Genomic DNA, 26,849 nt, shown 5'->3' on the forward strand with positions numbered 1-26,849 from the left:
TTAAATCTATCCCTTCATAAAGTCCATTTAAAATTCATACTTATTTCATATCATTTTAAAAACAGTTCTACATTCATAAAGTCAAATACATTTCTAAAACCTATCTAACATTCATAAAGTCAAAAACAATAAAAAAAATACAAACGAATCGTTCCAAGACGCTCGATTTTAATTACTGTATGTTTTGTTATGTTTTTGGAAAGAGTTTGTGAGAGCGTCTAATTTGATGCTCTATGGATTTAATACGATGGTAATGAAGATGTATTTGGGAAGTCAATTTTTTAAAACCCAATTTTTAAAACCATTTAATTCTCATGAAGACAAAATGAGCCTCTCCAAGAGGCACATAATGATTTGTATGTAAGTGGATATGTTTTTGAAAAGAATGAATGAGAGCTTCTCTCAATTATCTAATTCATTCATATAGTCATCTAATTTATCATCATAATTTTCATCCCCATAGGTATCTGCCATTATTTCGATAACCTCATCTTCAATGGGGTGTCTTAATGGAAGTTTTTCATTTAAATATCTTTCGCTTTCAGGTTTTCTAGCTTCCCATCCAAGTTTTACGCTATTGGGTTTAAAAAGGTCATATCCCCATCTTCCAAAGACATTGATTATAACACTGTCTTTATCGATCTCTACGTACTTAACAATGTCTTTAATTTCATTTTTGAACAATTCTAAGTCGTCACTAAAATGTTTTATTTCGGAGTTCAAATCATTGCCTAACAAATTTATATCCTCATTAAGTTGAATATTATCCACATTTATTTTTAATAGGTTTTGCTTGATGACTTGCAATTGGTATTTATAATCGTCATCTGATAAATCTCCATCACCCCAAGCATCTTGAAATTTCCATTTCCTTGCATTTAGTTTTTCTTCCTCACGGTTGTTTAAATTAATTTGGGCTTGATGGGATGACATTTTAAGTCCTATGTCCTTTCTATACTTTGCATCCCTACTTTTTTTAGCGTGCCTTTCGACAACTTTCTTAACCATTCTAAATAACCACGGTCTATTAACTGAATTTTTACAACTTAGGTCTTTGCAAACAAAAGAATCCATCCTTCCAGAAGGCACTACTTTTTGATACATTGGTTCTCCGCAATGACATTTTATCCTACCCTCTACAATATTGGTATTGACCTTGGTTCTACTTCCAAATTTATTTCTACTATCCATTGAATCGTTGGCTTTTTGCCATATTTCCATTGATACAATTGGTTCAACGGGTAGGATTAAATCATTATATTTTCTCTCCCCTTTATGAAAAGTATTCCTTATAATTCCTCCCAATGTACTCATGTGCATCCTCCTATTAAATTCTGATTCAATTATAGCAGAAATACCCCTCATTCCTAATCCATCAGCAGAGAGTTCAAAAATTCTTCTAATAATCGGTGCTTCATCTTCATCTATCATAGGTGTTCCATCATCAGCCTTTTTATAACCAATTATTTTAGAACCAAATGCTTGATTTTTTCTTGCCCTAGACATTTTTCCGGACTTGACTCTTGCTGACAGTAGGCGAGATTCACCTGCAGCCATTGCGCCCATTACAGAAATCATTATATCAGAAGTGGCTGAACGTTTACCATCTTTGTCAAGAGTGGAAATACTTAAATCGTCAAAATGGATGCAGATACCTTTTTCATTATATCTTTCGACTATATTTTGGATATCATTGTTTTTTCTACCAAGTCTGGAAATTTCCAATACAAGGATATGCTTTATGTCTTCATTAAGTTCAAGGTATCTCTCTAATTTTGAAAATCCCTCTCGGTCATCTGCGTTAGTTTTCGAACCACTTACTTTGTCCTCAAAAATCTTAACAAGTTGTAAATTCTTTCTAGTAGCAAATTTTTCTATATCTTCATATTGCCTTTCCAATGATTGGTCTTCTGTACTTACTCGTAGGTATGCTACTGTTTTCATATATCGGTTTTGTTGAGGTAAATATAGAACCTTATATATGAACCATATGTGAAATAGTATAACAAAAGTAGCAAGAACCATCGCCGATCTGGAAAACGCCGCTGACGTCAACGGAAATCACATTGGAGAAGCCATCCAGTACAGATCATTGGATCGTGAAGGATGGTTGGGGTAACAAATTGTAAACAAGACTAATGCAAATTGTCTAATAAGTATTTGGATTATCAGAGTCAAATTCCGACTACCTTATAATCCCCCTCCTTGGGAGGGGTTAGGGGAGGTCGAATCACATTGGAGAAGCCATCCAGTACAGATCATTGGACCGTGAAGGATGGTTGGGGTAACAAACTGCAAAAAATACCAAATTAAATTATCTAATCAATTCTTCAATTATCATAGTCAAATTCCGACTACCTTTTAATCCCCCTCCTTGGGAGGGGTTAGGGGAGGTCGAATCACATTGGAGAAGCCATCCAGTACAGATCATTGGACCGTGAAGGATGGTTGGGGTAATACAGTATGGAAAACACAATGGCAAATCCTCGCTGAATAATTATAACCAACCTACTTGGCAATAATTGTAATTGGGTACGAGCCTGCCTGACGCGAGGTAGGCGTGACGCACCAGCTAGCTAGGGTAATAGGTATAATTTTTCTCATCAGATTACCCACCCCTCAATCCCCTCCAAGGAGGGGAGGATTCATGAATAGTGTTTGGCTTTTGCTTATTTGAAATCAAGGCTATAAACAAAATAAGGCTTATTTCACCTAGGACGTCTTCCATAAATGCCACAACCCAATTAATAATTAAGTTTTACGGATCCAAGTAATTTCTTTAACAGAACGCAAAAGCGATGCTTGCACCAAAAGGGGTAGAATTACCAAGAATTGTATTCGGACACTAGCTTAAAAACCAACTGAAGCACGCCTGACTAACGGCGAGGTGGGCTCGTGCCCACAATTTTAAGCTTAAAGGGTATAGACTTCCTATTAAAACAAGTAATGAATAGACTTATAGGTGCTTCCCGGTTCGTAGGATATTTAATTCAGAAGAAACCGATTAAAAATATATTAGTACGAGCGTGACGCTCGCACTAGCGGGGGGACTACACGATGATTTAGTTATGGTAATGCGTTTTTTAAGTTTTGAAAATATCCAATCCTTCTATCCAAAAGATTTTACTTTCAAAAAACTTTAATCTCGTTCTTACTACCCTGTCCGTTTTGTCCCGTAAAGGTTTTGTGACAAATCTTGCTTTCGATCCACTAAAGTCCAAAGTATATTTTTCGTTCAAGTCCTTTTCCTTGTTCGTTAGAAATGAAACCACTTTATCATCTAATATCCAAGTCCCTTTTCCGTATTTATGCACTATTGGTGGAATTCCATTTTGATTATTGATATAAGAATGAAATTCAAATGTGCCATCTGCTTTAAGATTTAATCTGTACTCAATTTGATGCTTTTCGTTTCCTAATTTAAGAAAGTATTGCCCGATAATTATTTCCGACTGAGAAAATGATGTCAAGCTGCTAACTAAAAGTAAGGCTGTGAGTATTTTTTTCATATTCAAAGTATAAAATGCATTATAACACAGGAATATAGTTGTTAATAATACCCCTCTCATAAAACTAAGGTAATATATTATGGTTATTCACAAGGATAATTTGTATCAACTTGATAAATAAATGAATATACAATAAACATGTGACCTTAGCAGACCGGATAGAAATAACCTCAGGAATAAACGTTATAAGTACTATTTATTTAATGGCCCGCTGTCCGAGCGCCATGTTTTCCCTACAGGGCTATGTTATGAATAATTAAATGGGACCAGAGCCAGCCTCACCGTAAAACAAGTGGTACGCAAGCTCTACTGGACTATGTTATGGACAATTGGATAGGGACAGGCAGGTAAATAGAAATCAGCAACCATCAACAAACCTTGAACATTCAACTTTCAACTTACAAATGTCTATTCAAAATGCAGCTGTACCAGATCATTACCGCTGTTCTGATGATGGTAAGGGTTGGTTATTCCAAAAATATCCTTTACCAAAGCATACAGATCAGGAATCACGGTTTTGGCAATTCTACTGTTGTTGCTCAATAGGACGCAGATACCCAAATCGGCTTCTGGATAAATGGCAATTTCGTTTCTGTAGTTATTGACACTTCCTCCATGATGCCAAATCGTTTTTTCTTGATCTGAATCCTTCTCAATAAATTTATGAATTCTCCATCCATAGCCATAGTAAGAGGTTTTATGTCCTGGCCAATGTTGGTAATACTTGCTTTCCCCTTTAATTTCTATAAATGGGGAAAAAGTCTCTGCAAGAGCAGATTTGCTCATCAATTCAGGGTTATTCCCCAATAAAAACCGCATCCATTTGGCCATATCATTGGAACTGGCACTTATGCCCCCCGCTGCAATAGCATTGTAATAATTGTTTGAAAGTGGCAATGTTCTCCAGCCGTTTCTTCTTTTGGAGTGTGGCATGGCCACATTTTCCATATGCGCCAAAGTTTCGTAATCCATAGTGGTAGAACACATACCCAACGGATTAAAAAAAGTATTGGTCAACACCTCACTGATATCTTGTCCGGTTGCTTTTTGTATCATTTCACCACAAAGCGCAAACATGGCATTCTGATAACTGTACATGGATCCCGGTTCACTGATAGGGGTTATTTCTTTAAAGCGTTCGGCGATAGTTTGCAACGGCAGTCCGGCCTCCACAAGATTTGTATAACTATGATAAGGAGTACCAGCAGTGTGAGATAAAATATTGGCCAAAGTTATTTTGTTGGTATTGTCCAAATCTCCTAATTTAAATTCCGGTATAAAGTCATGTACCTTATCCTCCCAATGCAACTTGCCTTCCTCCTTTAGTTCGGCAGCCAATACCCCAGCAAAACCTTTGGAAAGGGACCCCAATCTAAAAATAGTACCACCATCCACACGCTCGTCCCGATTAATGTTTCTTTTACCGAATCCATCCGAAATTACAATAGAATCACCCATTACTATACTCACTCCCGCGCCTACAATATCCCCAGCCGAGATAGCTTTATCAAAATAGCCGTTGATGGCTACTTTCAATTCTTCCCGGTTTCTTTTATAAAGCCATTCTTCCTTGGCAGACAATACATCATTTAAATGATCGGTACTGGTAAAGGCTACTTCGGACACGGTATCTGGGGCCGACGTAAAGGCGTTTAAAACAAGGGCTATTAACGTTAGGACAAAAAGCGAAATTCCGATCCAGATTTTGCTTCTCTTCATTGGGGTGTATTTTAAATTATTATAAGACAGCTTAAATATAGGATGATATACTCAAATAACGGACGAAATGCATAAATTCTTATAAATATTCTTTTTTTTAACACTAATTTCAGGCTTAGTAAGACACCATAGTCGGAGGTAAGTTATTGCCTACAAAAGTCTTGGCACATTTCCAATAACAATTAACCATAAACAACTAGCTAAATAATTCTATATAATGTAAGGGCCCATATTGTTGCAAAACATTTTCAATAAGAAAAACCACTTAAACCATAGCACAGTACAATGGACAGAAAAAGATGGAAAAGGTACTTTAGATGCCAAACCCTAGAATAACAACCATGAAATCTACTATCCAACAAAATAATGTAGCAATGGGATCGTCGGATGTCGTTTTTTAGCGGGGGCGATAAAAGGCAAAATCCAGAAAATTTACTGGATTCCTCCATCTACGCAAGTCATATGCCTTGGTATCTTCATTTGTGAACAATAAACAAAAAAGTGGATACGGAATATACCAATAAGGTTGTTCTACTAATGGGGAAACATCCAATAACAATGGAAGATTAAAGGAAGTGACACTTAACCCTAATATCATAATAACAGTTGCCCGTTTGGTTCTGAGGGCTATTCAAATGCATTCGGAAGCCCATAACATGTGCTTTATAACCACTGCTGCAATTTCAAAATCAATCATAAATCCACAATTACCGTAGAATAATAATTTCGACCTATATTTGGGAGACCATGTAAAGACAATTTCCATATGATCTATAAAATATTTCATCTTACCATAGTTTTGTTTTCCATGCTATCCATAGGCTATGGGCAGCACACAAATGAAAGGACCCAATTTTTTCCAAAAGTCGAATTAACTGTAGACAATATTCCCGTAAAAGATAATTTATGGGTTTTTATCCTTGCCGGGCAATCCAATATGGCTGGCAGAGGGTTGGTAGAGCCTCAAGACACCGTTCCCAACAATAGAGTATATACCTTGAACGAGCGTGGGAATATCATCGTTGCCAAAGAACCCTTACATTTTTATGAACCAACAATGGCCGGATTGGATAGTGGTCTTTCTTTTGGTAAGACCCTTATAAAACATATCCCTGACAGTATATCGGTATTAATGGTGCCCACTGCGGTGGGGGGAAGCTCAATTTCACAGTGGTTGAACGATTCCATCCATAGGGAGGTTAAACTTTTTTCCAATTTCAAAAGAATGGCAGAATTGGGTATGCAATACGGCACCGTAAAAGGCATTCTATGGCATCAGGGCGAAAGTGATGCCAAAACCAAGGACGCGCCATTGTACCAAAGTAAATTATCGGAATTGTTCTATCAATTCAGAAAGGTAGTTGGCAACCAGGAGACAACCATAGTAGTAGGGCAACTAGGCAGTTATTCCACCAATCCCTTATGGTCTAAGATCAATGACCACATTAAATACTATGTATCCACCGATCCAAATGCGGGGACCATCAATACCCAAGACCTAAATGAAAAAGGGGATAAGGTCCACTTCGATTCCCAAGCGCAGCGAATCCTGGGTGTAAGGTATGCCAATGAATTTCTTAAATTACAGCATTAACCAAAATTTGGCGTATACCAACCTTTTTACGATGGTTTGCCAAAAATACGGTTTCCCACTTTGGCAACCTAAGTTAGGAGGTTAATACATAAATGGCCCAAGCGACACAAAAAACACAAAAGAGATAAAATAAAAATTCGTTTAATGTAGTATTTTCCTTCATAAGATTGGGTTTATATATATAAAACCCCAAATTGAAGGGAAAAGGATTTTACTTCCCATGTATGGAACATAATTTCGACGACCTGACCCCAATTCGGATGAAGGGTCAAAATCATCTACGAAAGTAAAATCCTACAAAACCTTAAAACCAACAAAAACAGCGGTTTACCGATGATTTTCTGATCATAAACCCTATAAAAACTACAATTTTACCACACAGTTCTGTGCGGCCGATTTGTAAATGGCCTCAACCACACGAATATCGCGCAGTCCTTCCTCACCTGGAACAATTAAGTCGGTTTTCTCCATAATGGCCAATGCATCTTCATCCATTTGTTTTGCCTGCTGATTGGGGATGGAAAATTTAATGATCGTTCCGTCGGACATACTTCCGTTGTTGCCATTGTATGAACTGTGAGGTTCCATTTTGAGCCAGCCTTTTTCGTAGTTCACCTGAAGATGGTTCATATTTATACCAAAACTGGTCTGACAGGATGCCCTGGCACCACTGGGAAATTCCAATTGAAACATCATGGTCTCCTCAACCTCGTGATATATTTCAGGTCTGGTCGTAGAGGCCTGCGCCATTACTGAAATAGGTTCTTCCCCTGTGGCCAAACGGGCTCCTTGTAGTGCGTACACGCCCATATCGCCCATTACTCCACCTCCTAATTTTTTATTTTGTTTCCAATGGTTGGTCCTGCCATCAAAATATCCAGCAGCCGAAGTCACCATCCGTACTTTACCAAAAGGCCTTTCCTTACCTACTTTCATATAGGCCTGAATATTGGGGTCGTGCTGACAACGGTACCCGATAGCCAGTTTCACTTTATTATCCTTACAGGCCTTGATCATCGCTTCACAATCGGCTACCGTAGGGGCCATTGGTTTTTCGCACCAAACATGCTTACCAGCCTTGGCTGCCCTTATGGTATATTCGGCATGCATGGACGGTGGTAAGACCACGTATACCACATCAATATCCGGATTATTGGCAATGGTATCAAAATTTTTGTAATTGTATACATTCTTATCCGCAATACCATATTTTTCCTTCCAAACCGGAATTTTTTCAGGACTGCCTGTAACTATACCCCTTAATTCACAATTGTTCGTCAATTGTAGGGCAGGGGCAAGGAGATCGGTACTGTAATAACCCAATCCAACAAGGGCAACCCCTAATTTTTTCTTTTGTGACCTGTTCGTGGATAGTAATATTTGAGGTGTAAATGCACTTGCCGCAGCAATCAAGCCTGCCTTCTGAATAAATATTCGCCTTTGTTTTTCCATAGTTTCAAATTGAAGGCAAAAAATACTACAAAAATTTGATAATTCCATAAAAATTTGGCAAACCATTTGCATAGAATGTACAGATAGTATTACCTGGCGCAGAATTTAATTTTGAGGCAGTTCAATTCTTTGGCAGTTAGGCTTTAATGTAACATCCCACAACATTGAAAATAACTACGATGTTGATAAATAAGAGATAACTATATCGTTATTCCTTTTTCTGCAGGTTTTGGACCAACAGGTCCTTTAAAATGTAAGCGGCAACAAGTATAAATCCGGTAATCAGGGTTGGGGTAGCATATTCCCATTCCAATATTTTGGTAAGGCTACCTATAATTATGGCCAGTATGCCAATAATCATCATGGTATTCCACATAAAATAAGCAATATCGCTTCTATCATCTCCCTTGTCATCAATGAGATATGTTGTGCCTTCCATAATAATCCAAATAATGAAGGCAAATCCGCCAACGACTTGAAAAAATTCATTGTGGGATATATCCAGAATCTTGAAAATTCCATTTAAAGACCACGAGGTTACCAGAACTAATTTGTTGTATTGGAGAAATCCCTTTTGTGCTTTATTCCAAAATCGCAATGCGTACAATAGCCCAATGGCAACGAGTGAAATCAATATAATAGGATTTGCAATGCTCTTAAAGTGCAAAATCTTACATAAAAATCCAACAACAAGTAGGGAAATGGCAATTCTTAAAGGTATTCTCAAAATCTTCTTTTCTGTTTCCATAAAATTGTTTTTAAGATTCACTGCATTTCAGTTTGGCATACCTGAATTGCCCTTTGCCCTTGTTAAAAGACATTTCCCCATGGCACCACTATCCCTGCTACAGGACCTTGATATTGGCTTTTAGCCCTTCCATTATGCCTAATATATTATCTACTGTCTCCTTTAAATAATACTTAATCAGTACGTGGGGGATACGAATGGTGGTAAATCCATTTCTAAAAGAGTGCATGGCTTCTTCCAAATCGTTTATAGCCTGTTCATGGGTAAGGGAATGGTATTCTGTATCTATTTCTATATTGAGCTTAACTCTGGATATAGCAATATCCACTGATTTTTTTCCATCCCACCATTCGAGCATTGGATTTACGCCTGCATCTTTTAATCCATAATATAATTGTATGGCTTCCTTGGGGGTTCTTTTAAGTTTGATAAGCTTTTCCATGCGGCCTCTATGCTTCGCACAAAGCTCAATGCCTAATAGATCCATCGCACTTTTGTGGTCAAGATAATCAAGCTCTTTGTTACAATCTAAACATGTCATTCAAGTAGGTTAAAAATTTAATTTGGGACTATTATAACCATAATATTTTTGGATTATTATGTGGGGGTTCTCCAAAAAGGCCATCTTTTAGACGAACTGCAACTTTTTAGATGAACGACCTACTTTTTAAACCACATGGCCTTTAAAAAACAAATATTCTTCGGCATTTTGGAATATCCCTATATATTTACATATTCGCTATTTTAAACCATAAACAACAAACTTTAGAATAATGTTCAAAACAATAATGTTCTCCTTTATATGTATTGTAATGCTATTGGGCTGTAGGGACCAGCAAAATACAGAGCCTAAAGATGCTCCATCCCATGCACTGCCTGAACTTACTTTTAATGAGGCCAACCGATTGGTTCGCCTGCCTTTGGAGTGCCTTCAAACCGAATATCCCAACAAACTGAACCAGTCACTTCAGGATTCTACCCATTTGGGAAGTCCTAAACAATTGCACCCGGCGTTTTATGGTTGCTATGACTGGCATTCCTCTGTTCATGGTCACTGGTCCTTGGTTTCCTTACTAAAGCAATTTCCTAGTTTAAATCAAGCTTCTACAATTCGCCATAAATTGGTAGAAAACATTTCTAAAGAAAATATATTGGCCGAAGTAGCCTATTTTAATATGATAGGAAATAATTCATTTGAACGTACTTATGGATGGGCATGGATCTTGAAATTAGCCGAAGAGCTCCATACCTGGAAGGATCCTTTGGCACGTGATCTAGAGGTTAATTTACAGCCGTTGACAAATTTTATTGTGGCCTCCTACTTGGAATTTTTACCCAAATTAAAATATCCCATCAGAGTGGGAGAACACACCAACACCGCATTTGGACTTTCCATGGCTTGGGATTATGCGGTTGTTCTCGAGGACGAAGCCTTAAAGAACGCCATTACTTCAAGTGTTGCCCGTTTTTATGAAAACGATGCAGATTGTCCTATGATTTGGGAACCTAGCGGATTCGATTTCTTATCGCCCTGCCTGGAAGAGGCCAATCTGGTCAGAAAAATCTACAGTCCAGAAAAGTTTAAAATATGGTTGGATAAATTTTTGCCCCAAGTGGCTGACCCCCAATTTCAGTTAGAACCAGGAATAGTTTCGGACAGAACCGATGGAAAATTGGTGCATTTGGATGGCCTCAATTTTAGCAGGGCCTGGTGTTTTTACGGTATTGCGGAGACACTTCCCCAATACGCACATTTAAAACAAATTGCCGCCGCGCATATTAATTATTCCCTTCCCGGTATTGTTGATGATAATTACAGTGGCACCCATTGGTTGGGAAGTTTTGCATTATACGCCTTAAATACAGTTCAATAAGATGAAATTGAAAATGGGGCCAGGGGTTTTGGTTGCGGCAGCCTTTATTGGTCCTGGCACCGTTACCGTTTGCTCCATGGCCGGGGTACAATATGGATATTTACTTCTATGGGCACTATTGTTATCCGTAGTGGCCACCGTGGTATTACAGGAAATGGCTGCGAGATTGGGAATTATAACCCAAAAAGGGTTGGCCAACGCCATAAAGGAAGAGATCGGTGTGCGTTGGATAAAAATGTTGGTATTGGGTTTGATCCTATCGGCAATAGTTATAGGCAATGCCGCTTATGAAGGCGGTAATATAGGTGGTGCTTCCTTAGGCCTGGAGGCCATATTTGGGCCAGAATATCAAAGTTTTTATCCTTGGATTGTAGGGATTTTTGCATTTCTACTCTTGCTTCTTGGTAATTATCGGGTTTTGGAAAAGGTACTGGTTTCCTTAGTAGTAATCATGAGCATCTCCTTTCTCTTGACGGCCATCATTACAGGACCGGATATTTCAGCTATAATACAAGGTCTTTTTATTCCCAAAACGCCGGATGGAAGTATTTTGAATATCATTGCCCTGGTAGGCACCACGGTAGTACCTTATAATCTATTCCTACATACCTCCTTGGTAAGTGAAAAATGGAAATCCCAAGAGAATTTAAAGGAAGCGCGTAGGGATACCGTCATTTCCATTGCCCTTGGCGGCATGGTATCCATGTCAATAGTGGTTGCCGCAGCTGCTATTCCTTCCAGCCAAATAACCAATGTTATGGATATGACCAAAGGTTTGGAACCACTTTATGGGGAAAGTGCCAAATATTTTATGGGGATCGGACTTTTTGCGGCCGGGGTAACCTCTGCCATTACCGCACCTTTGGCGGCAGCCTATGTGGCCAATAGTTGTTTTGGATGGAATACGACCATGGACAATATAAGGTTTAAATTAGTTTGGATGACCATTTTATTGGTAGGCGTACTTTTTATGTCCGTAGGCATAAAACCTTTGGAGATCATCAAATTTGCCCAAGTAACCAACGGGATGCTATTGCCGATTATATCTATTTTTCTACTGTGGATCGTTAACCGAAAAACAGTAATGCAGGAGTATCAAAATACCCAATTTCAAAATGTAATGGGGATTAACATCATAATATTATCGGCAATCCTGGGGGCAAAAAGTATATTAACAGTATTTGGGCTATTTTAAGGACATGATAAGTATCGATATAAATTGTGATATAGGGGAGGGGGTAGGCAACGAAGCACAACTGTTGCCCTTAATTACTTCTTGTAATATTGCCTGCGGTGGCCATGCCGGGGACACCAATAGCATGTGGCAAATTGCCTTAATGGCCAAAAAACAAAAAGTACTGATAGGGGCACACCCCTCATATCCGGATAGGGAGAATTTTGGAAGAAACAGCTTCAACATATCAAAGGTTGAGTTGAAAAAAAGTATCCTTTCACAAATTGAGGATTTAAATACAGTCCTCAAATCTTTGGGCACTCCGTTAAACCACATAAAGCCCCATGGCGCCCTTTATAATGATGTGGCACGTAGCAAGGAATTGGCATTGGTGTTTTTGGACAGTATTGAAAAATATAGGAATAATGTTTTTTTGTATGTTCCCTATAATTCAAAAATAGAGGAGGAAGCCTTGCGCTTGGGATTTCGAATTAAGTACGAGGCGTTTGCCGATCGCAATTATAATGATGATTTATCCCTAGTATCCCGCAAAGACCCTAGGGCATTGCTACAGGATCCCAATGCAGTTTTGGGACATTTGCTACAAATGGTTAAAAAAGGAGAAGTTTTGACCCTTTCCGGAAAGGCCTTAAAAATCAAGGCGGACACCTACTGTATTCACGGGGATTCTCCTTCAACATTACAAATATTAACGTATCTTTCCAAACATTTACCAAAGAACCAAATCTCAATAAATAAGTGACTACTTTCAACATATCTGTAAGGCAATTTGGTGTCCATGCCATATTGATAGAGTGGCCCAATAGGGTAGAAGAATCCATTTTGGACGAGATTCTTCAGTTTATTCAGTTCTTAAAAAAAAATCATCTGGATGACAAGGAATGGGAGTTTGTACCCGCTTATAATTCCCTTACTTTGATCTGCAAGGACACTGTCCTCGATTTTGATTATTTAAAACCCAAAATAAAGGATTGGTACGCAAAAAAAGGAAAGATAGATCCTGCTACCAGATACCTTTGGCGATTACCGGTATGTTATGATTTAAAATTTGGGTTGGATCTTGAGGAAATTTCCGAAAAATTAAGCATGTCCGTAGAAAAGATAACGGAATTGCATTCCCTAAATATCTATACGGTCTACGGAATAGGTTTTTTACCTGGTTTTATGTATTTGGGAGGTGTACCGGAGGCTTTGGAAGTTCCACGCAAAGCTACTCCCAGACCCAGAGTACTTATGGGGTCGGTTGGTCTAGCAGGAAAACAGACAGGTATTTACCCACAGGATTCACCTGGAGGTTGGAACATAATCGGGAAATGTCCTGTTCCTATGTTCGACGTAAAAAAGGAAAACCCTTGTTTTGTTAAAGTTGGGGATAAAATACAGTTTTACCCCATTTCCATGGCGGAATACCAGTTGCACAAAATTGAAAGTGAGGTAGGAATTTATAACATTGAAAAAATAGTGCTGGATGCTTAACATCATAAAATCGGGCTTTTTCACTACCGTACAAGATTACGGTAGATTTGGATACAGGGATAAAGGCGTTCCCGTTGCCGGGGCAATGGATTCGTTCACTGTCTCCAAACTAAACACTTTATTGGAAAACGATGAAAATAGTGCGGTACTGGAGATAACCATGACTGGACCCACATTGGAATTTGAGCAGGATACCTATATTGTGCTGGGTGGTGCGGAAATGTCGGTTACCCTTAATGAGAAACCCATTAACAACTACAAAGTCTATAAAGTAAAGAGCGGGGATGTCCTAACCTATGGAAAGTTGCTAAAGGGATTTAGGGGGTATTTGGGAATTAAGGACGGATTCAATACAGCAGTGGTATTGGGAAGTAGGTCTTTCTTTAGACCAATTACCGAACAGGATTCCATTAAGAAACTATCCAGTCTGCCCTATACAAAATGTAAACTTTTCAATCCTAAAATTTCAGAACTTAAAGTAGCCTCCGTATTGGACAAATCCCAATTGGAAGTCTATAAAGGTCCAGAATATGAACTGTTGACAGACAAACAACTGTCCCAAATATTTTACAAGGAATTTTCGGTGGCCAACGAGAACAACCGAATGGCATATCAACTCAAAGAGGCCATTGAAGGCAATGCAATATCCATGTTGACCTCTGCCACTTTACCTGGTACAATACAACTTACCCCAGCTGGAAAGTTGATCATACTAATGAAGGATGGTCAGACCACAGGAGGTTATCCACGAATATTGCAGTTATCAGATATGGCCATGTCTATTTTAGCGCAAAAAAGATCTGGAGACCTTGTTAGTTTTAAATTAAAATAGGAGGAAGGATTTTTATTCCTTTGTCAATTAAATTTTAATGCCTAATTTTAGCCCTATGAAAATAAATAGAACCGTAATCAAATTGGTCATTGTCGTCCCATAACAGGGATGATACGGATTTCTATATATTTAAAAAGCCTGTATCATACATAATGTGATACAGGCTTTTTTTAGGTTTTACCCAATTATAATTTTGGTTTATGTTCTTTTTTAAAGCGATAACAAAAGGTTTATCACAGAATAAAACCCTACTGAATATGATATGGTTTATGTATTTAAATACCTGATTATCAGTTTTTTAAAATTAAATCATTATAATTGAATTTAAATCAATTTTTTATGTTAAAAATCCAAGGGTTTTTAAACTTTTATCTTTGGTAGTTGTAGTTTATATAGAATAGTATTAAAATACAAAGAATACAAATTAATGGAATTAAATAAATTTAGCAAAAACGTTACCCAAGACCCTACACAACCTGCCGCACAGGCTATGTTATACGCCATAGGATTGGAAGAAGAGGATTTAAAAAAACCTTTAATCGGTATTGGTAGTACAGGTTATGAGGGCAATCCCTGTAATATGCACTTAAATGATCTGGCCCAAGAAGTAAAACTTGGAACCGAAAAAGGGGGCTTGGTGGGTCTTGTGTTCAATACTATAGGAGTAAGTGATGGTATTTCGATGGGTACCTACGGAATGAGATATTCATTGCCTTCTAGGGATATCATTGCAGATTCTATGGAGACTGTTGTACAAGCTATGAACTACGACGGACTTGTAACTGTTGTAGGTTGCGACAAAAATATGCCAGGTGCCCTTATGGCCATGATCAGATTGAACAGACCATCTGTTTTGGTTTATGGCGGTACTATTGCCTCCGGCTGTTTTAAGGACAAGAAATTGGATATTGTCTCTGCATTTGAAGCATGGGGCGAAAAGGTAGCCGGAACCATGAACGAGGAGGATTACAAAGGAGTAATTCAAAATGCATGTCCGGGAGCAGGTGCCTGTGGTGGTATGTATACGGCCAATACCATGGCTTCCGCTATAGAGGCCTTGGGCATGGCCCTGCCTTATAATTCCTCCAACCCAGCCATTGGCAAGGAAAAGAAACAAGATGCCATTAGCGCTGGTTTTGCCTTAAGACATCTATTGGAAAACGATATTAAGCCCAGCGACATCATTACAAAAAAGTCTTTTGAAAATGCGGTACGCTTACTTACCCTCCTAGGAGGATCTACCAACGCTGTCTTACACTTTTTAGCCATAGCAAAGGCAGCAGATGTTGATTTTACCTTGGACGACTTTCAAAAAATTAGTGACAGTACTCCATTCTTGGCAGATTTGAAACCAAGTGGCAAATACCTAATGGAAGATCTGCATCGTGCAGGAGGTATTCCGGCGGTAATGAAGTTTATGTTGGAGAACGGTATGTTGCACGGGGATTGTTTAACAGTAACCGGAAAAACGGTGGCCGAAAACCTTGCAGAACTTCCAAGTTTAAAAGAAGGGCAGCAAATTATTAAACCTCTGAACGCTCCGATCAAAGAAACGGGACACTTAAGAATATTGTACGGAAATCTTGCAGAAGATGGTGCCGTAGCCAAAATTACAGGAAAGGAAGGATTACACTTTACCGGCCCTGCTAAAGTTTTTGATGATGAATTTTTGGCAAATGCCGGTATAGGCAAAGGATTGGTAAAAAAAGGAGATGTTGTGGTTATAAGGTACGAAGGCCCTAAAGGTGGTCCAGGGATGCCGGAGATGTTGAAGCCCACAGCAGCCATTATGGGTGCCGGACTAGGGAAAGATGTTGCCTTAATTACGGATGGTCGCTTTTCTGGTGGTACACACGGTTTTGTTGTTGGTCATGTATGCCCGGAAGCTCAGGATGGTGGAACTATAGGCCTTTTGAAGGATGGGGATATAATTACCATTGACGCGGAAAAAAATAGTATTTCCGTGGCGTTATCGGAGGAAGAGATCCAAAAGCGAAGGGAAAATTGGGTGCAACCACCACTTAAAGTTAAAAAAGGAAGTCTTTACAAATATGCAAGAACGGTATCCTCGGCCTCACAAGGTTGTGTAACCGACGAAATATAATAAATGGGTTTTATACCCAGTATGTTAACCGATTAGGTCTACAATTATGGAAACATTAAAAAAGGAAAAAACAGCATCAACTAAGCAGGTTACGAAGAAAATTAGTGGTGCGGAGGCTATAATCCATTGTCTATTGGCTGAGGGTGTAGACTTGATTTATGGATATCCTGGAGGGGCAATTATGCCGCTGTATGATGAACTTTACAAATTTCAGGACAAGCTAACCCATATTTTAACAAGACATGAGCAGGGAGCTACCCATGCGGCACAGGGCTATGCCAGGGTAACAGGAAAAGTAGGTGTGGCAGTGGCCACCTCCGGTCCAGGAGCTACCAATTTGATTACCGGTATTGCCGATGCCCAAATAGACTCAACACCCATGGTCTGCATCACGGGTCAGGTAGCCAGACATTTGCTGGGATCCGACGCTTTTCAGGAAACAGATATTATCGGAATTTCCACACCTGTAACCAAATGGAACTGTCAAGTTACCAAAGCTTCTGAAATCCCAGAGGTCTTGGCCAAGGCATTCTATATTGCCAGATCAGGTAGGCCAGGTCCCGTATTGGTAGATATTACCAAAAATGCACAAATTGATGAGTTCGACTTTTCTTACGAGCATTGCACCGGGGTTCGCAGTTACAAACCTTACCCCAAACCAAATATCAAGGCCATAGAGGAAGCTGCCAATTTGATCAATGCTGCCAAGAAACCATTTATCGTTTTTGGACAGGGAGTAATTTTAGGGCAAGCTGAGGAACAACTAAAAGCCTTGGTAGAAAAGGCAGGTATTCCTGCAGCTTGGACCATACTTGGACTATCCGCTATGGATACGGAACATCCCTTAAATGTTGGAATGGTAGGTATGCACGGGAATTACGGGCCCAATCTGTTGACAAACGAATGCGATGTACTCATTGCCATTGGGATGAGGTTTGACGACAGGGTAACCGGAAATCTGGATACCTACGCCAAACAGGCAAAAATTATCCATTTCGATATAGATCCTGCTGAAATAAACAAAAATGTTAAAGCAGATGTAGCGGTATTGGGAGATTCCAAAGTTACCTTGGACCTGTTGCTACCCATGATCAAAAACAATACTCATGAGTCCTGGCACAATGAATTTAAGAAAAAACATGTAATAGAGTTTGAGCAGATCATCAAAAATGATGTTTACCCTACCAAGGACAAACTTACCATGGCCGAAGTTATTGAGGAGATCAATATAGCCAGTGGCCATAAGGCCATTATAGTTTCAGACGTTGGGCAACATCAAATGATTGCCTGCAGATATGCCAAATTTAAACAGACCAAAAGCAACGTAACTTCCGGTGGATTGGGAACCATGGGCTTCGCTTTACCAGCTGCCATAGGAGCCAAAATGGGAGCCATGGATAGGGAAGTAGTTGCCATTATAGGTGATGGTGGATATCAAATGACCATTCAGGAATTGGGGACTATCTTCCAGAACAAGACCCCTGTTAAAATCGTGGTACTAAACAATGATCATTTGGGAATGGTGCGTCAATGGCAAGAACTTTTCTTTGAAAGTAGATATGCCTCTACTGTAATGGTAAACCCCGACTTTGTAAAAATTGCAGAAGGCTACCACATCGAATCCAAACGCATTAGTGAAAGAAAGGATTTAAAGGCTACCATAAAAGAAATGTTGGCCTCCAAGGATGCGTACTTTTTGGAAGTTAAAGTAGAAAAAGAGGACAATGTTTTCCCTATGATTCCTTCGGGTGCATCAGTATCGGATATACGTTTGAAATAAAATAATTATTAATTAAAATTACCCATAACTTCATATTTTTGATGGGGGGATTGGGATAAGGAGATGGAAAAAAAATGGTTTACAATTTCAGTATACTCCGAGAACAGCGTTGGACTACTGAACAGAATATCAGGGATATTTTTAAAACGTCATATAAACATTGAAAGTTTAAATGTTTCAAAATCGGAAATAGACCACGTGTCAAAATTCACCATTGTAGTGTACACTACAGAAGATTGGGTACGTAATATTGTAGGACAGGTAGAAAAGCAGATCGAGGTCATCAAGGCCTTCTATCACACCGATGAAGAAACCATCTATCAGGAATCGGCATTATTTAAAGTGGCTTCTACCTTATTGTTCGATGAGCGAAATATTCAAAACATCATTAAGGATAGTAATTCCCAAATTGTTACGGTATCCAGGGAATTCTTTGTACTGGCAAAGACCGGAAGAAGAAATGAAATTGACGAAATGTACCAACAATTGAAACCTTATGGCATCATGCAATTTGTGCGTTCCGGAAGAATTGCGGTTACAAAATCCGAAATGAAAATTTCATCATTATTAAAAGAGTTTAATCAATAAATAATCAAGCCCGAGCCTAATCGGGAAATAAAATCGAGTTAAAAAAATGGCAAATTACTTTAATACACTATCATTAAGGGAACAACTTACTCAATTGGGGAAATGCAGGTTCATGGAATCTACAGAATTTTCTGATGGTGTATCCGCTTTAAAAGGGAAAAAAATTGTAATCGTTGGATGTGGTGCTCAAGGACTTAACCAAGGTCTTAATATGCGCGATTCCGGATTGGACATATCCTACGCTCTAAGAGGTGCAGCTATAAAAGAAAAAAGACAGTCTTTTTTAAACGCAAGTGAAAACGGATTTAATGTTGGTACCTACGAAGAGCTAATTCCAACGGCCGATGTAGTTATTAACCTAACTCCGGACAAACAACATACCAGTGTAGTTTCTGCTGTTATGCCCCTAATGAAAAAGGGTGCCACCTTATCTTACTCCCACGGTTTTAATATTGTGGAGGAAGGTATGCAGATCCGTGAGGATCTAACCGTTATTATGGTAGCTCCAAAGTGTCCGGGATCTGAAGTACGTGAGGAATATAAAAGAGGTTTTGGTGTCCCAACCCTAATTGCGGTACATCCGGACAATGACCCTCAGGATAAAGGATTGGCCCAGGCAAAAGCCTATGCTGTTGCCACTGGTGGACATAAGGCAGGTGTTTTGGAATCTTCCTTTGTTGCCGAAGTAAAATCAGATTTAATGGGGGAGCAGACCATACTTTGTGGTTTGTTGCAAACTGGTTCCATTCTTTGTTTTGATAAAATGATCGAAAAAGGAATTGACGCGGGATATGCTTCCAAGTTAATTCAGTACGGATGGGAAACCATTACAGAAGGGCTTAAATACGGAGGTATTACCCATATGATGGATCGTTTGTCCAATCCTGCGAAGATAAAGGCTTTTGAACTATCGGAAGAATTAAAGGATATAATGCGTCCACTTTTCCATAAGCATATGGACGATATTATGAGCGGCCATTTCTCAAAAACCATGATGGAAGACTGGGCCAATGATGATAAAAACCTATTGACCTGGAGAGCTGCTACCGGAGAAACCGCTTTTGAAAAGACTCCTGCCGGATCTGTTAAAATTGTTGAACAGGAATTTTATGACCACGGTGTACTAATGGTGGCTATGGTAAGGGCAGGTGTGGAGTTGGCTTTTGAGTCCATGACCGAATCTGGAATTATTGCTGAATCTGCTTATTATGAGTCCCTACATGAAACTCCATTGATCGCCAACACCATTGCTAGAAAGAAATTGTTCGAAATGAACAGGGTTATATCCGATACGGCAGAATACGGATGTTATTTGTTTGATCATGCCTGTAAGCCACTTTTGGCCGATTTCATGAAAACCATCGATACCGATGTTATTGGCAAGCATTTTGCTGACGAAAAACATCTAAGTGTGGACAACGCAAAATTAATTGCAGTAAACAAAGCTTTACGCGAGCATCCTGTAGAGATTGTTGGAGCAAGGTTGCGTGCATCCATGACAGCAATGAAACCTATAGTATAATTATAATTGACTAATTATAAGGCCTGCCAAGTTTCATTTAACTTGGCAGGCCTTTGTTTATATACCTATTCATGGAAGCATATTTCCCAAAAATAGAAGACATCCGAAAGGCTGCCGAAACCATTAGAAAAGTAGCGGATATTACTCCATTGATGCGAAGCATCAGATATTCCAAGGCCTTTGATGCCAATATTCTTTTAAAAAGGGAAGATTTACACAGGGTAAGAAGTTATAAGATAAGGGGTGCCTTCAACAAAATAAGTTCCCTTAGCAAAAAAGAAACAATAAACGGTGTGGTATGTGCCAGCGCCGGAAACCATGCCCAAGGTGTTGCTTTTGCCTGTAATCACTTAGGCATTAAAGGCACTATTTACATGCCTTCGGTAACCCCAAAACAAAAGGTGGAACAAACAAAATTATTTGGAGGGGATTGGGTAACAGTTGTACTTGAGGGAGACACCTTCGATGATTCCTCGGATGCGGCCAAAAAATTCTGTGCCGCTAAAAAAAAGACTTATATCCATCCTTTTGATGACCCTAAAATAATTGAAGGTCAGGCCACGGTTGGTTTGGAAATTCTGGAACAGACCAAAAAACCAATAGACTATGTGTTCGTAGCTGTTGGAGGTGGGGGATTGGCCTCAGGTCTCTGTGCCGTATTTAAGTCTTTATCGCCGCACACAAAAATTATTGGTGTGGAACCTGAAGGAGCCCCATCCATGAAAACCTCCATTGAAAAGGGAGTTAACACGGAATTGGAACAAATAGACAAATTTATTGATGGTGCTGCCGTAAAGCGAGTGGGAAACCTTACGTTCAATATTTGCAAGGAATACCTATATGATATGGTAACTGTTCCAGAAGGCAAGGTTTGCCAGACCATTTTAGATCTTTACAATAGGGACGCCATAGTTGTGGAACCGGCCGGAGCACTCACCATTACGGTGTTGGACGATTATAAGGAAGAAATAAAAGGTAAAACCGTAGTCTGCATTGTGAGTGGCAGCAACAATGATATTACGCGAACGGCCGAGATAAAGGAACGCGCCTTGCTTTACGGCAAACTAAAACACTATTTTATAATTCGCTTTCCTCAGAGACCAGGAGCGTTGAAGGAATTTGTTGTTGATATTCTAGGTCCAACCGATGATATTACCCATTTTGAATATTCAAAAAAATCGAGTCGGGAAAATGCTCCGGCCGTGGTGGGAATAGAATTAAAACACCCGGAAGATTTGGCTCCCCTTGTAAAACGGATGAAGGAGAACAAATTTTTTGGCGACTATATTAACGATAAGCCCGATTTGTTTCAGTATTTAATTTAATAACAATTGGGACAATTTTTATGATATTGCAAAATGCGAAATCCTTTTCGTGACTTTACCTCAAATATTCTATCAAATTTATAGGGAATTAAAATTATCGTTTTATTAATTTAGTGGTCTAATAGATAAATTTCAATAGTTTCATTTTTACAAAAAAAAGAATTACTTATGGGCAAATCCGGCATACCTGCAGAATACACGATAAACGAGGTTAATCATCAAAGAACTTATCTCATCAATGGCGAATTAAGGGCTTGGAACGGGAAAACCTCTGAGGTATACTCCACCATATCCAGTACAGAAAAATACGTGCCAACCTTATTGGGAAGTATTCCGGACATGGAGGAGAAGGAAGCTTTGGAAGCTCTGGATGCCGCTCTTGCAGCATATAACAAAGGTAAAGGAATCTGGCCTACCATGCGGGTAAAGGAACGCATAGACTGCATGGAGATTTTTGTAAAGAAAATGCAGACCAAGAGGGATGAAATTGTAAAACTGCTTATGTGGGAAATTGGAAAATCGCTTCCTGATTCCCAGAAGGAATTCGATAGAACGGTGGAGTATATTTTGGATACCATTGAGGATTACAAGCAACTGGATCGCGATAATGCCAAATTTGAAAAAAACGATGGTGTTTATGCCCACATTAGAAGGGGACCACTTGGAGTGGTATTATGTTTAGGCCCTTACAACTATCCATTAAACGAAACTTTTGCATTGCTTATTCCTGCCATAATCATGGGGAATACAACCATTTTTAAGCCTGCAAAACATGGTGTTTTATTGATTACACCATTGTTGGAAGCCTTTCAATCCAGTTTCCCGAAAGGGGTAGTCAATATTGTTTTTGGAAGGGGTAGGGCGGTAGCCGCCCCAATAATGAAGACAGGAAAAGTGGATGTTTTGGCTTTGATTGGCAATAGCAAATCTGCAAATGCACTCCAAAACCAACATCCAAAAAGCAATAGACTGCGTTTGGTACTCGGTCTGGAAGCTAAGAATCCAGCCATTATACTACCCGACGCGGATTTGGATTTAACCGTAGACGAGTGTATTGCCGGTACCTTGTCCTTTAACGGACAACGTTGTACCGCCTTAAAAATAATCTATGTCCATGAGGACATTGTCGCTGAATTTAATAAACGATTTTCCGAGAGGGTCGATGCCCTAAAATTTGGAAACCCTTGGGAAGAAGGCGTTAAGTTAACCCCGCTACCCGAACCAGATAAGCCAGCCTATATACAGGAGTTAATAGATGACGCCAGGGAAAAAGGTGCCAAGATTTTGAACAAAAAAGGTGGTACGCATTCCGACAATTATATTTGGCCGGCTATTTTGTATCCAGTTAATAAAGAAATGCGGGTGTATCAGGAAGAACAATTTGGTCCGGTAATCCCCATCGTAACCTTTAAGGATATTGAAGAACCTTTGGACGATATGGCCGAATCCAATTATGGACAACAGGTAAGTTTGTTCGGCAAAGATGTATACGCCATAGCTCCCTTAATAGACACCTTGGTAAACTTGGTATGCAGGGTAAACCTGAACAGTTCTTGCCAACGTGGCCCAGACGTTTATCCTTTTACAGGTCGAAAGGATTCTGCCCAAGCTACACTAAGTGTCTATGATGCCCTACGTTCCTTCTCCATTAGAACCTTTGTTGCTTTTAAGGACAACGAACTCAATAATGAAACCGTAGAGCAGTTGTTGGAGTCCAAATTGTCCAACTTTATCAGTACCGACTATATTTTATAACCGATATATGATACAGGGTTTCTGAATCTATAGCGCTTTAAAATTTCAAGCCCACTTGGATATCTATCTCTTGGGCTTTTTTTATTTTATAAATATATCGGGATATGGGAAATTAGACGTAGTTTCGCGCCCAGTAAAAATAGTATTATGAAGCGCATTAACGAATACAGGAAATTATTTGGAATAGAAAAAGAGATCGATCTTAAGGTACTTAAGAAAAGTTATCGCGACTTGGTAAAGGAATGGCATCCAGATAAATTTCAAGAAGGGGATAGTAAGCGTGAAGAGGCAGAGATAAACAGTAGAAAGATAATTGATGGCTATCATTTTTTGGTGAGCATTGCTCCTGAAACCAAGGCAGCCAACTTGGAAGCCTATACCGAAACTATTAACAATTCGGGTATAGCGGACTATCATCACAAAGGTCTACTATTGGAAATAACCTTTATGGACGGATCTACTTATGAGTACTTTGGTGTAACCAAGCAGGTTTATATAAAGATGGTCAATTCCAATACGGTCAATCGTTTTGCGAAGCGCATGATCTATCCGAAGTACAACTATAGACAATCCAAAAAGCAGCTGCAAGAAGCATAAAAGCAATAAGCTTTTAGAAAATCGCTTGGCCGCTCCTGCCTTTTTTATAGGTTATCTATATGATGTAATAGTAAAGGCCCAATAGGCTTTTTCTTTTTTAGGGGGATATTGGATAATTGATTTGCCATAGCCTTCGCAATAGCCAATACGAACCTAGTTTAAATATACAATTTCAAAAGGATCATCCTAACTTTAAAATTGTAAGTTGTATTATAGAAAGTAAAGAGATTTCTATAATTAAATGCCATCCAAGATTACTTCGGCGACAACAATTCCAATCGATAATAGAAATAAGATCAAGGCCGGAAAAGACTTGATATTGGGATCGTCTGCCTTAAAATGCATAGCTATGGCTCCCAACATAAATATTCCCATGGCTCCAGCGGCCGGAGTACTTAAGTCGTTTATCCAAAGGGAAATTATCAATAGTACAGCAAGACCCACCTTCATGGTTCCAACAATATACATAATGATCTGTGATAGACCATAGGTTTCAAATTCCTCTTTCATGGATTTGGAGTTGCCGCCACGCCAAGGAGTGGGTTTATTGAAACGTATAAACCAAACATTTATAATACTTATAAAAATGATGATTTTCGCGGCTACTATAAAGTAGTAAATAGGCATAGATTTTCAGTAAAATTAAAATCGGTATTGGTTATCAATTCCTAAGATAAGGATTATCTCTTTGCACTTCACTCCAGGAAATAAAATATTTGGGATGGAACCATGGTATGTCTTGAGGCTTACATTGGCTCCACCAATTTTTAATCCAATAAATGGAACTGACAAAAATCACATAAACGAATATTTATTCGATTTTAAATTATATCTTTGTCCCGTGAGGGTAAAAGATGAAACAAAACAATTGGCGATTGTAGAAAACACTTTGGATGTTGTTTTCGAAAGGGGATTTGCCGGAATTAAGATGGCAGATCTAGCCAACCGTGTTGGTCTTTCGGTGTCTACTCTCTATGTATATTATAGGAACAAAGAAGATTTAATCGTATCTATTGCCACAGAACTTATAGAAAGGGAAACCACGAGAAGTGAACAGGAAATAACGGAGGATTTGCCCTATAAGTTAAAACTAAAAATGCTTTGGTTGTTTTGGATCAATTTCAGTATTAACCATAAAAGGGAAATGAGTTTTTTGGAGCAGTTGAAAAAATCGCCTTATTACGAAAAAGTACCTTTATCCGTAAAGGAGACCAAAAGTAAAATGGCAATGAACCTAATTGAACTGGGGAAACTGGAAGGCTTGCTCAAAAATGTAGACAATAATATTATCATGGGTATAATTGCTGCCCTTATGGGGGAAACCGTAAAATTAATTATGGATGGCAAAATGGAGTTGAACCAGAAAAATATCGATTTAATGTTCTCTATGGTTTGGGATGCCATTAAAAGTTAGTTTTTTTTGAATCAAAACAGAATAAATATTCGATAATAAATGTATTAAATGCGCCATGCGCGGTTAAAAGTAATTATCCATTGAAAAAAATAATAAAGAAAATGAGTATAGTAATTGGAAGCGGACTTCTATTGGTGATTGTGATAGGGGTGCTATTTTTGTATTTAAGCCCCGAATTTGGAGGTTCGCCAAGCATAGAGCAGAAGAGTGTCTTTGAAAAATCCCCGAATTATGTTAATGGGAAATTCATCAATAAAGGCAATGTTAAACTGGATATGAGTATGCGCGATATGGGGAAGAGTTTGGCAGGTTTCTTTGGACCTACACCACTTACCAAGCCAAGTAGGGATATTCCTGTGAGGAAATTAGATTCACTGGATCTTGTTAAATTTCAGGACAGCACAAGGTTAATCTGGTTTGGTCATTCCGCTTTTCTATTGCAAATCAGCAACAAAATAATCGTGATTGACCCCATGTTCGGGAAGGTCCCTGCACCACATCCCATGCTCGGCACCAATCGTTTTAGTAAAGAACTGCCCATCGATGTCGAAAAACTTCCTAAAATAGATATCGTTTTAATTTCCCATGACCATTATGATCATTTGGATTATGGCACTATTCAGAAATTAAGGCACAAGGTGAATATGTTTTATACTCCATTAGGGGTAGGGGCACACTTGCAAAAATGGGGTGTGGAAAAAGAGCGTATTATGGAGTTGGATTGGTGGCAGGAAGTAGCCCATGAAGGATTGGTTTTTGGATGTACCCCCGCTCAACATTTTTCCGGAAGGGGATTTTCGGACAGGGCCAGCACCTTATGGAGTTCATGGGTGATTCGGTCCGAAAGGGATAATATTTTTTTTAGCGGAGATAGTGGTTATGGCCCTCATTTTAAGGAAATAGGGGATAAATACGGTCCTTTCGATTTTGCCATGTTAGAATGTGGACAATACAATGAGATGTGGCCGGATATCCATATGTTCCCGGAGCAAACTGCTCAGGCCGGATTGGATTTAGGGGCAAAACGGATAATGCCTATTCACTGGGGTGCTTTTAAGTTGGCCATGCACCCTTGGACAGAACCTGTAGAACGGGTTACCAACAAAGCGAAAGAATTAAACTTGGACGTACTAACTCCAAGAATTGGCGCACCTATCTACCTTAATGGATGGGAAGAAACAACCTCCCCATGGTGGAAATAATCCTATCATAAATATTGAGTTAAAGTTGTGGAAATTTTACATGGTTTCTGGATGTAATTCTAAATTTCAGTGATCATGGCAGCAAAGTACTATTATAGGTCCATGTTTTATTGTTGAGAAGTTCTTTTTGTGACTAGCTTAAACAAATCGATTATTCTATAAT

General features: G+C 39.0%; 22 protein-coding genes and 1 pseudogene. 16 read left to right on the forward strand and 7 right to left on the reverse strand.

Annotated elements, in window-relative coordinates; all coding sequences use genetic code 11:
- Positions 1 to 402 precede the first annotated feature (402 nt).
- Positions 403 to 1,944, reverse strand: coding sequence for a recombinase family protein (locus B9Y87_RS07225; RefSeq protein WP_176225608.1), 1,542 nt, complete (start codon positions 1,942 to 1,944; stop codon positions 403 to 405).
- Positions 1,945 to 2,002: 58 nt separating this feature from the next.
- On the opposite strand from B9Y87_RS07225, the pseudogene B9Y87_RS07230 reads away from it, so the two are divergent.
- Positions 2,003 to 2,119 (forward strand): annotated as a pseudogene (locus B9Y87_RS07230) (magnesium chelatase subunit ChlI family protein); the annotation flags it as partial.
- Between the two features lie 964 nt (positions 2,120 to 3,083).
- On the opposite strand, the gene B9Y87_RS07235 reads toward B9Y87_RS07230, so the two are convergent.
- Together B9Y87_RS07235 and B9Y87_RS07240 are read right to left on the reverse strand one after the other, a co-directional pair.
- On the reverse strand, positions 3,084 to 3,509 hold the full coding sequence (locus B9Y87_RS07235; protein WP_085497654.1) for a hypothetical protein: 426 nt from the start codon (positions 3,507 to 3,509) through the stop codon (positions 3,084 to 3,086).
- Positions 3,510 to 3,917: 408 nt separating this feature from the next.
- Positions 3,918 to 5,228 carry a serine hydrolase domain-containing protein gene (locus tag B9Y87_RS07240; RefSeq protein WP_085497656.1) on the reverse strand — a complete coding sequence of 437 codons (1,311 nt, stop codon included), beginning with the start codon at positions 5,226 to 5,228 and terminating at the stop codon, positions 3,918 to 3,920.
- Positions 5,229 to 5,994: 766 nt separating this feature from the next.
- Between B9Y87_RS07240 and B9Y87_RS07250 the strand changes: the two genes are divergently transcribed.
- Positions 5,995 to 6,822, forward strand: a complete 828-nt coding sequence (locus B9Y87_RS07250) for a sialate O-acetylesterase (protein WP_217807504.1) — start codon at positions 5,995 to 5,997, stop codon at positions 6,820 to 6,822.
- Positions 6,823 to 7,185: 363 nt separating this feature from the next.
- Here B9Y87_RS07250 and B9Y87_RS07255 read toward each other — a convergent pair whose 3' ends face one another.
- The 3 genes from B9Y87_RS07255 to B9Y87_RS07265 all read right to left on the reverse strand — a co-directional run bounded on the left by B9Y87_RS07255 (position 7,186) and on the right by B9Y87_RS07265 (position 9,464).
- Positions 7,186 to 8,274: a Gfo/Idh/MocA family protein gene (locus B9Y87_RS07255; RefSeq protein ID WP_085498457.1), complete on the reverse strand. Its 1,089-nt coding sequence runs from the start codon at positions 8,272 to 8,274 to the stop codon at positions 7,186 to 7,188.
- Between the two features lie 208 nt (positions 8,275 to 8,482).
- Entirely contained in the window at positions 8,483 to 9,022 is a 540-nt protein-coding gene (locus tag B9Y87_RS07260; protein WP_085497660.1) for a hypothetical protein, read from the reverse strand.
- A gap of 97 nt (positions 9,023 to 9,119) precedes the next feature.
- Positions 9,120 to 9,464 (reverse strand): hypothetical protein, encoded by a 345-nt coding sequence (locus tag B9Y87_RS07265; RefSeq protein WP_317045118.1) that lies wholly within the window; start codon positions 9,462 to 9,464, stop codon positions 9,120 to 9,122.
- A gap of 331 nt (positions 9,465 to 9,795) precedes the next feature.
- Here B9Y87_RS07265 and B9Y87_RS07270 point away from each other — a divergent pair, with 331 nt between their 5' ends.
- From B9Y87_RS07270 to B9Y87_RS07325, 12 genes are all read left to right on the forward strand, one after another.
- The gene (locus tag B9Y87_RS07270) at positions 9,796 to 10,896 is read left to right on the forward strand and encodes a DUF2891 domain-containing protein (RefSeq protein WP_085497664.1); all 1,101 of its coding nucleotides are present in this window, start codon (positions 9,796 to 9,798) and stop codon (positions 10,894 to 10,896) included.
- A gap of 1 nt (position 10,897) precedes the next feature.
- On the forward strand, positions 10,898 to 12,091 hold the full coding sequence (locus tag B9Y87_RS07275; protein ID WP_085497666.1) for an Nramp family divalent metal transporter: 1,194 nt from the start codon (positions 10,898 to 10,900) through the stop codon (positions 12,089 to 12,091).
- 4 nt (positions 12,092 to 12,095) lie between these two features.
- The gene (gene pxpA, locus B9Y87_RS07280; protein ID WP_085497668.1) at positions 12,096 to 12,833 is read left to right on the forward strand and encodes a 5-oxoprolinase subunit PxpA; all 738 of its coding nucleotides are present in this window, start codon (positions 12,096 to 12,098) and stop codon (positions 12,831 to 12,833) included.
- Entirely contained in the window at positions 12,830 to 13,567 is a 738-nt protein-coding gene (gene pxpB / locus B9Y87_RS07285; RefSeq protein ID WP_085497670.1) for a 5-oxoprolinase subunit PxpB, read from the forward strand. Before pxpA ends, pxpB begins: the two co-directional genes overlap by 4 nt.
- A complete protein-coding gene (locus B9Y87_RS07290) occupies positions 13,560 to 14,399 on the forward strand; it encodes a 5-oxoprolinase subunit C family protein (RefSeq protein WP_085497671.1) in 840 nt (279 codons plus the stop codon). Before pxpB ends, B9Y87_RS07290 begins: the two co-directional genes overlap by 8 nt.
- Positions 14,400 to 14,826: 427 nt before the next feature.
- Entirely contained in the window at positions 14,827 to 16,503 is a 1,677-nt protein-coding gene (ilvD, locus tag B9Y87_RS07295) for a dihydroxy-acid dehydratase (RefSeq protein WP_085497673.1), read from the forward strand.
- Positions 16,504 to 16,549: 46 nt separating this feature from the next.
- Positions 16,550 to 18,283 carry a biosynthetic-type acetolactate synthase large subunit gene (ilvB, locus tag B9Y87_RS07300; RefSeq protein WP_085497675.1) on the forward strand — a complete coding sequence of 578 codons (1,734 nt, stop codon included), beginning with the start codon at positions 16,550 to 16,552 and terminating at the stop codon, positions 18,281 to 18,283.
- Positions 18,284 to 18,346: 63 nt separating this feature from the next.
- Complete coding sequence (gene ilvN, locus B9Y87_RS07305; RefSeq protein ID WP_072861620.1) at positions 18,347 to 18,871, forward strand: acetolactate synthase small subunit; 525 nt, start codon at positions 18,347 to 18,349, stop codon at positions 18,869 to 18,871.
- Positions 18,872 to 18,917: 46 nt separating this feature from the next.
- Entirely contained in the window at positions 18,918 to 20,393 is a 1,476-nt protein-coding gene (ilvC, locus tag B9Y87_RS07310; RefSeq protein ID WP_085497676.1) for a ketol-acid reductoisomerase, read from the forward strand.
- 71 nt (positions 20,394 to 20,464) lie between these two features.
- Positions 20,465 to 21,718, forward strand: a complete 1,254-nt coding sequence (gene ilvA, locus B9Y87_RS07315; protein WP_085497678.1) for a threonine ammonia-lyase IlvA — start codon at positions 20,465 to 20,467, stop codon at positions 21,716 to 21,718.
- Between the two features lie 168 nt (positions 21,719 to 21,886).
- Positions 21,887 to 23,473, forward strand: a complete 1,587-nt coding sequence (locus B9Y87_RS07320) for an NADP-dependent glyceraldehyde-3-phosphate dehydrogenase (RefSeq protein WP_085497680.1) — start codon at positions 21,887 to 21,889, stop codon at positions 23,471 to 23,473.
- A 147-nt stretch (positions 23,474 to 23,620) separates the two neighbouring features.
- On the forward strand, positions 23,621 to 24,070 hold the full coding sequence (locus B9Y87_RS07325; RefSeq protein WP_085497682.1) for a KTSC domain-containing protein: 450 nt from the start codon (positions 23,621 to 23,623) through the stop codon (positions 24,068 to 24,070).
- 237 nt (positions 24,071 to 24,307) lie between these two features.
- Here the strand turns inward: B9Y87_RS07325 and B9Y87_RS07330 are convergent, their stop codons facing one another.
- Positions 24,308 to 24,697, reverse strand: a complete 390-nt coding sequence (locus tag B9Y87_RS07330; protein ID WP_085497684.1) for a DoxX family protein — start codon at positions 24,695 to 24,697, stop codon at positions 24,308 to 24,310.
- A gap of 94 nt (positions 24,698 to 24,791) precedes the next feature.
- Between B9Y87_RS07330 and B9Y87_RS07335 the strand changes: the two genes are divergently transcribed.
- Together B9Y87_RS07335 and B9Y87_RS07340 are read left to right on the forward strand one after the other, a co-directional pair.
- Positions 24,792 to 25,484 carry a TetR/AcrR family transcriptional regulator gene (locus B9Y87_RS07335; protein ID WP_085497686.1) on the forward strand — a complete coding sequence of 231 codons (693 nt, stop codon included), beginning with the start codon at positions 24,792 to 24,794 and terminating at the stop codon, positions 25,482 to 25,484.
- A gap of 101 nt (positions 25,485 to 25,585) precedes the next feature.
- Positions 25,586 to 26,686, forward strand: coding sequence for an MBL fold metallo-hydrolase (locus tag B9Y87_RS07340; RefSeq protein WP_085497688.1), 1,101 nt, complete (start codon positions 25,586 to 25,588; stop codon positions 26,684 to 26,686).
- Positions 26,687 to 26,849 lie beyond the last annotated feature (163 nt).

The organism is Arenibacter troitsensis (assembly GCF_900177645.1).
GTDB classification, from domain to species: Bacteria; Bacteroidota; Bacteroidia; order Flavobacteriales; family Flavobacteriaceae; genus Arenibacter; species Arenibacter troitsensis.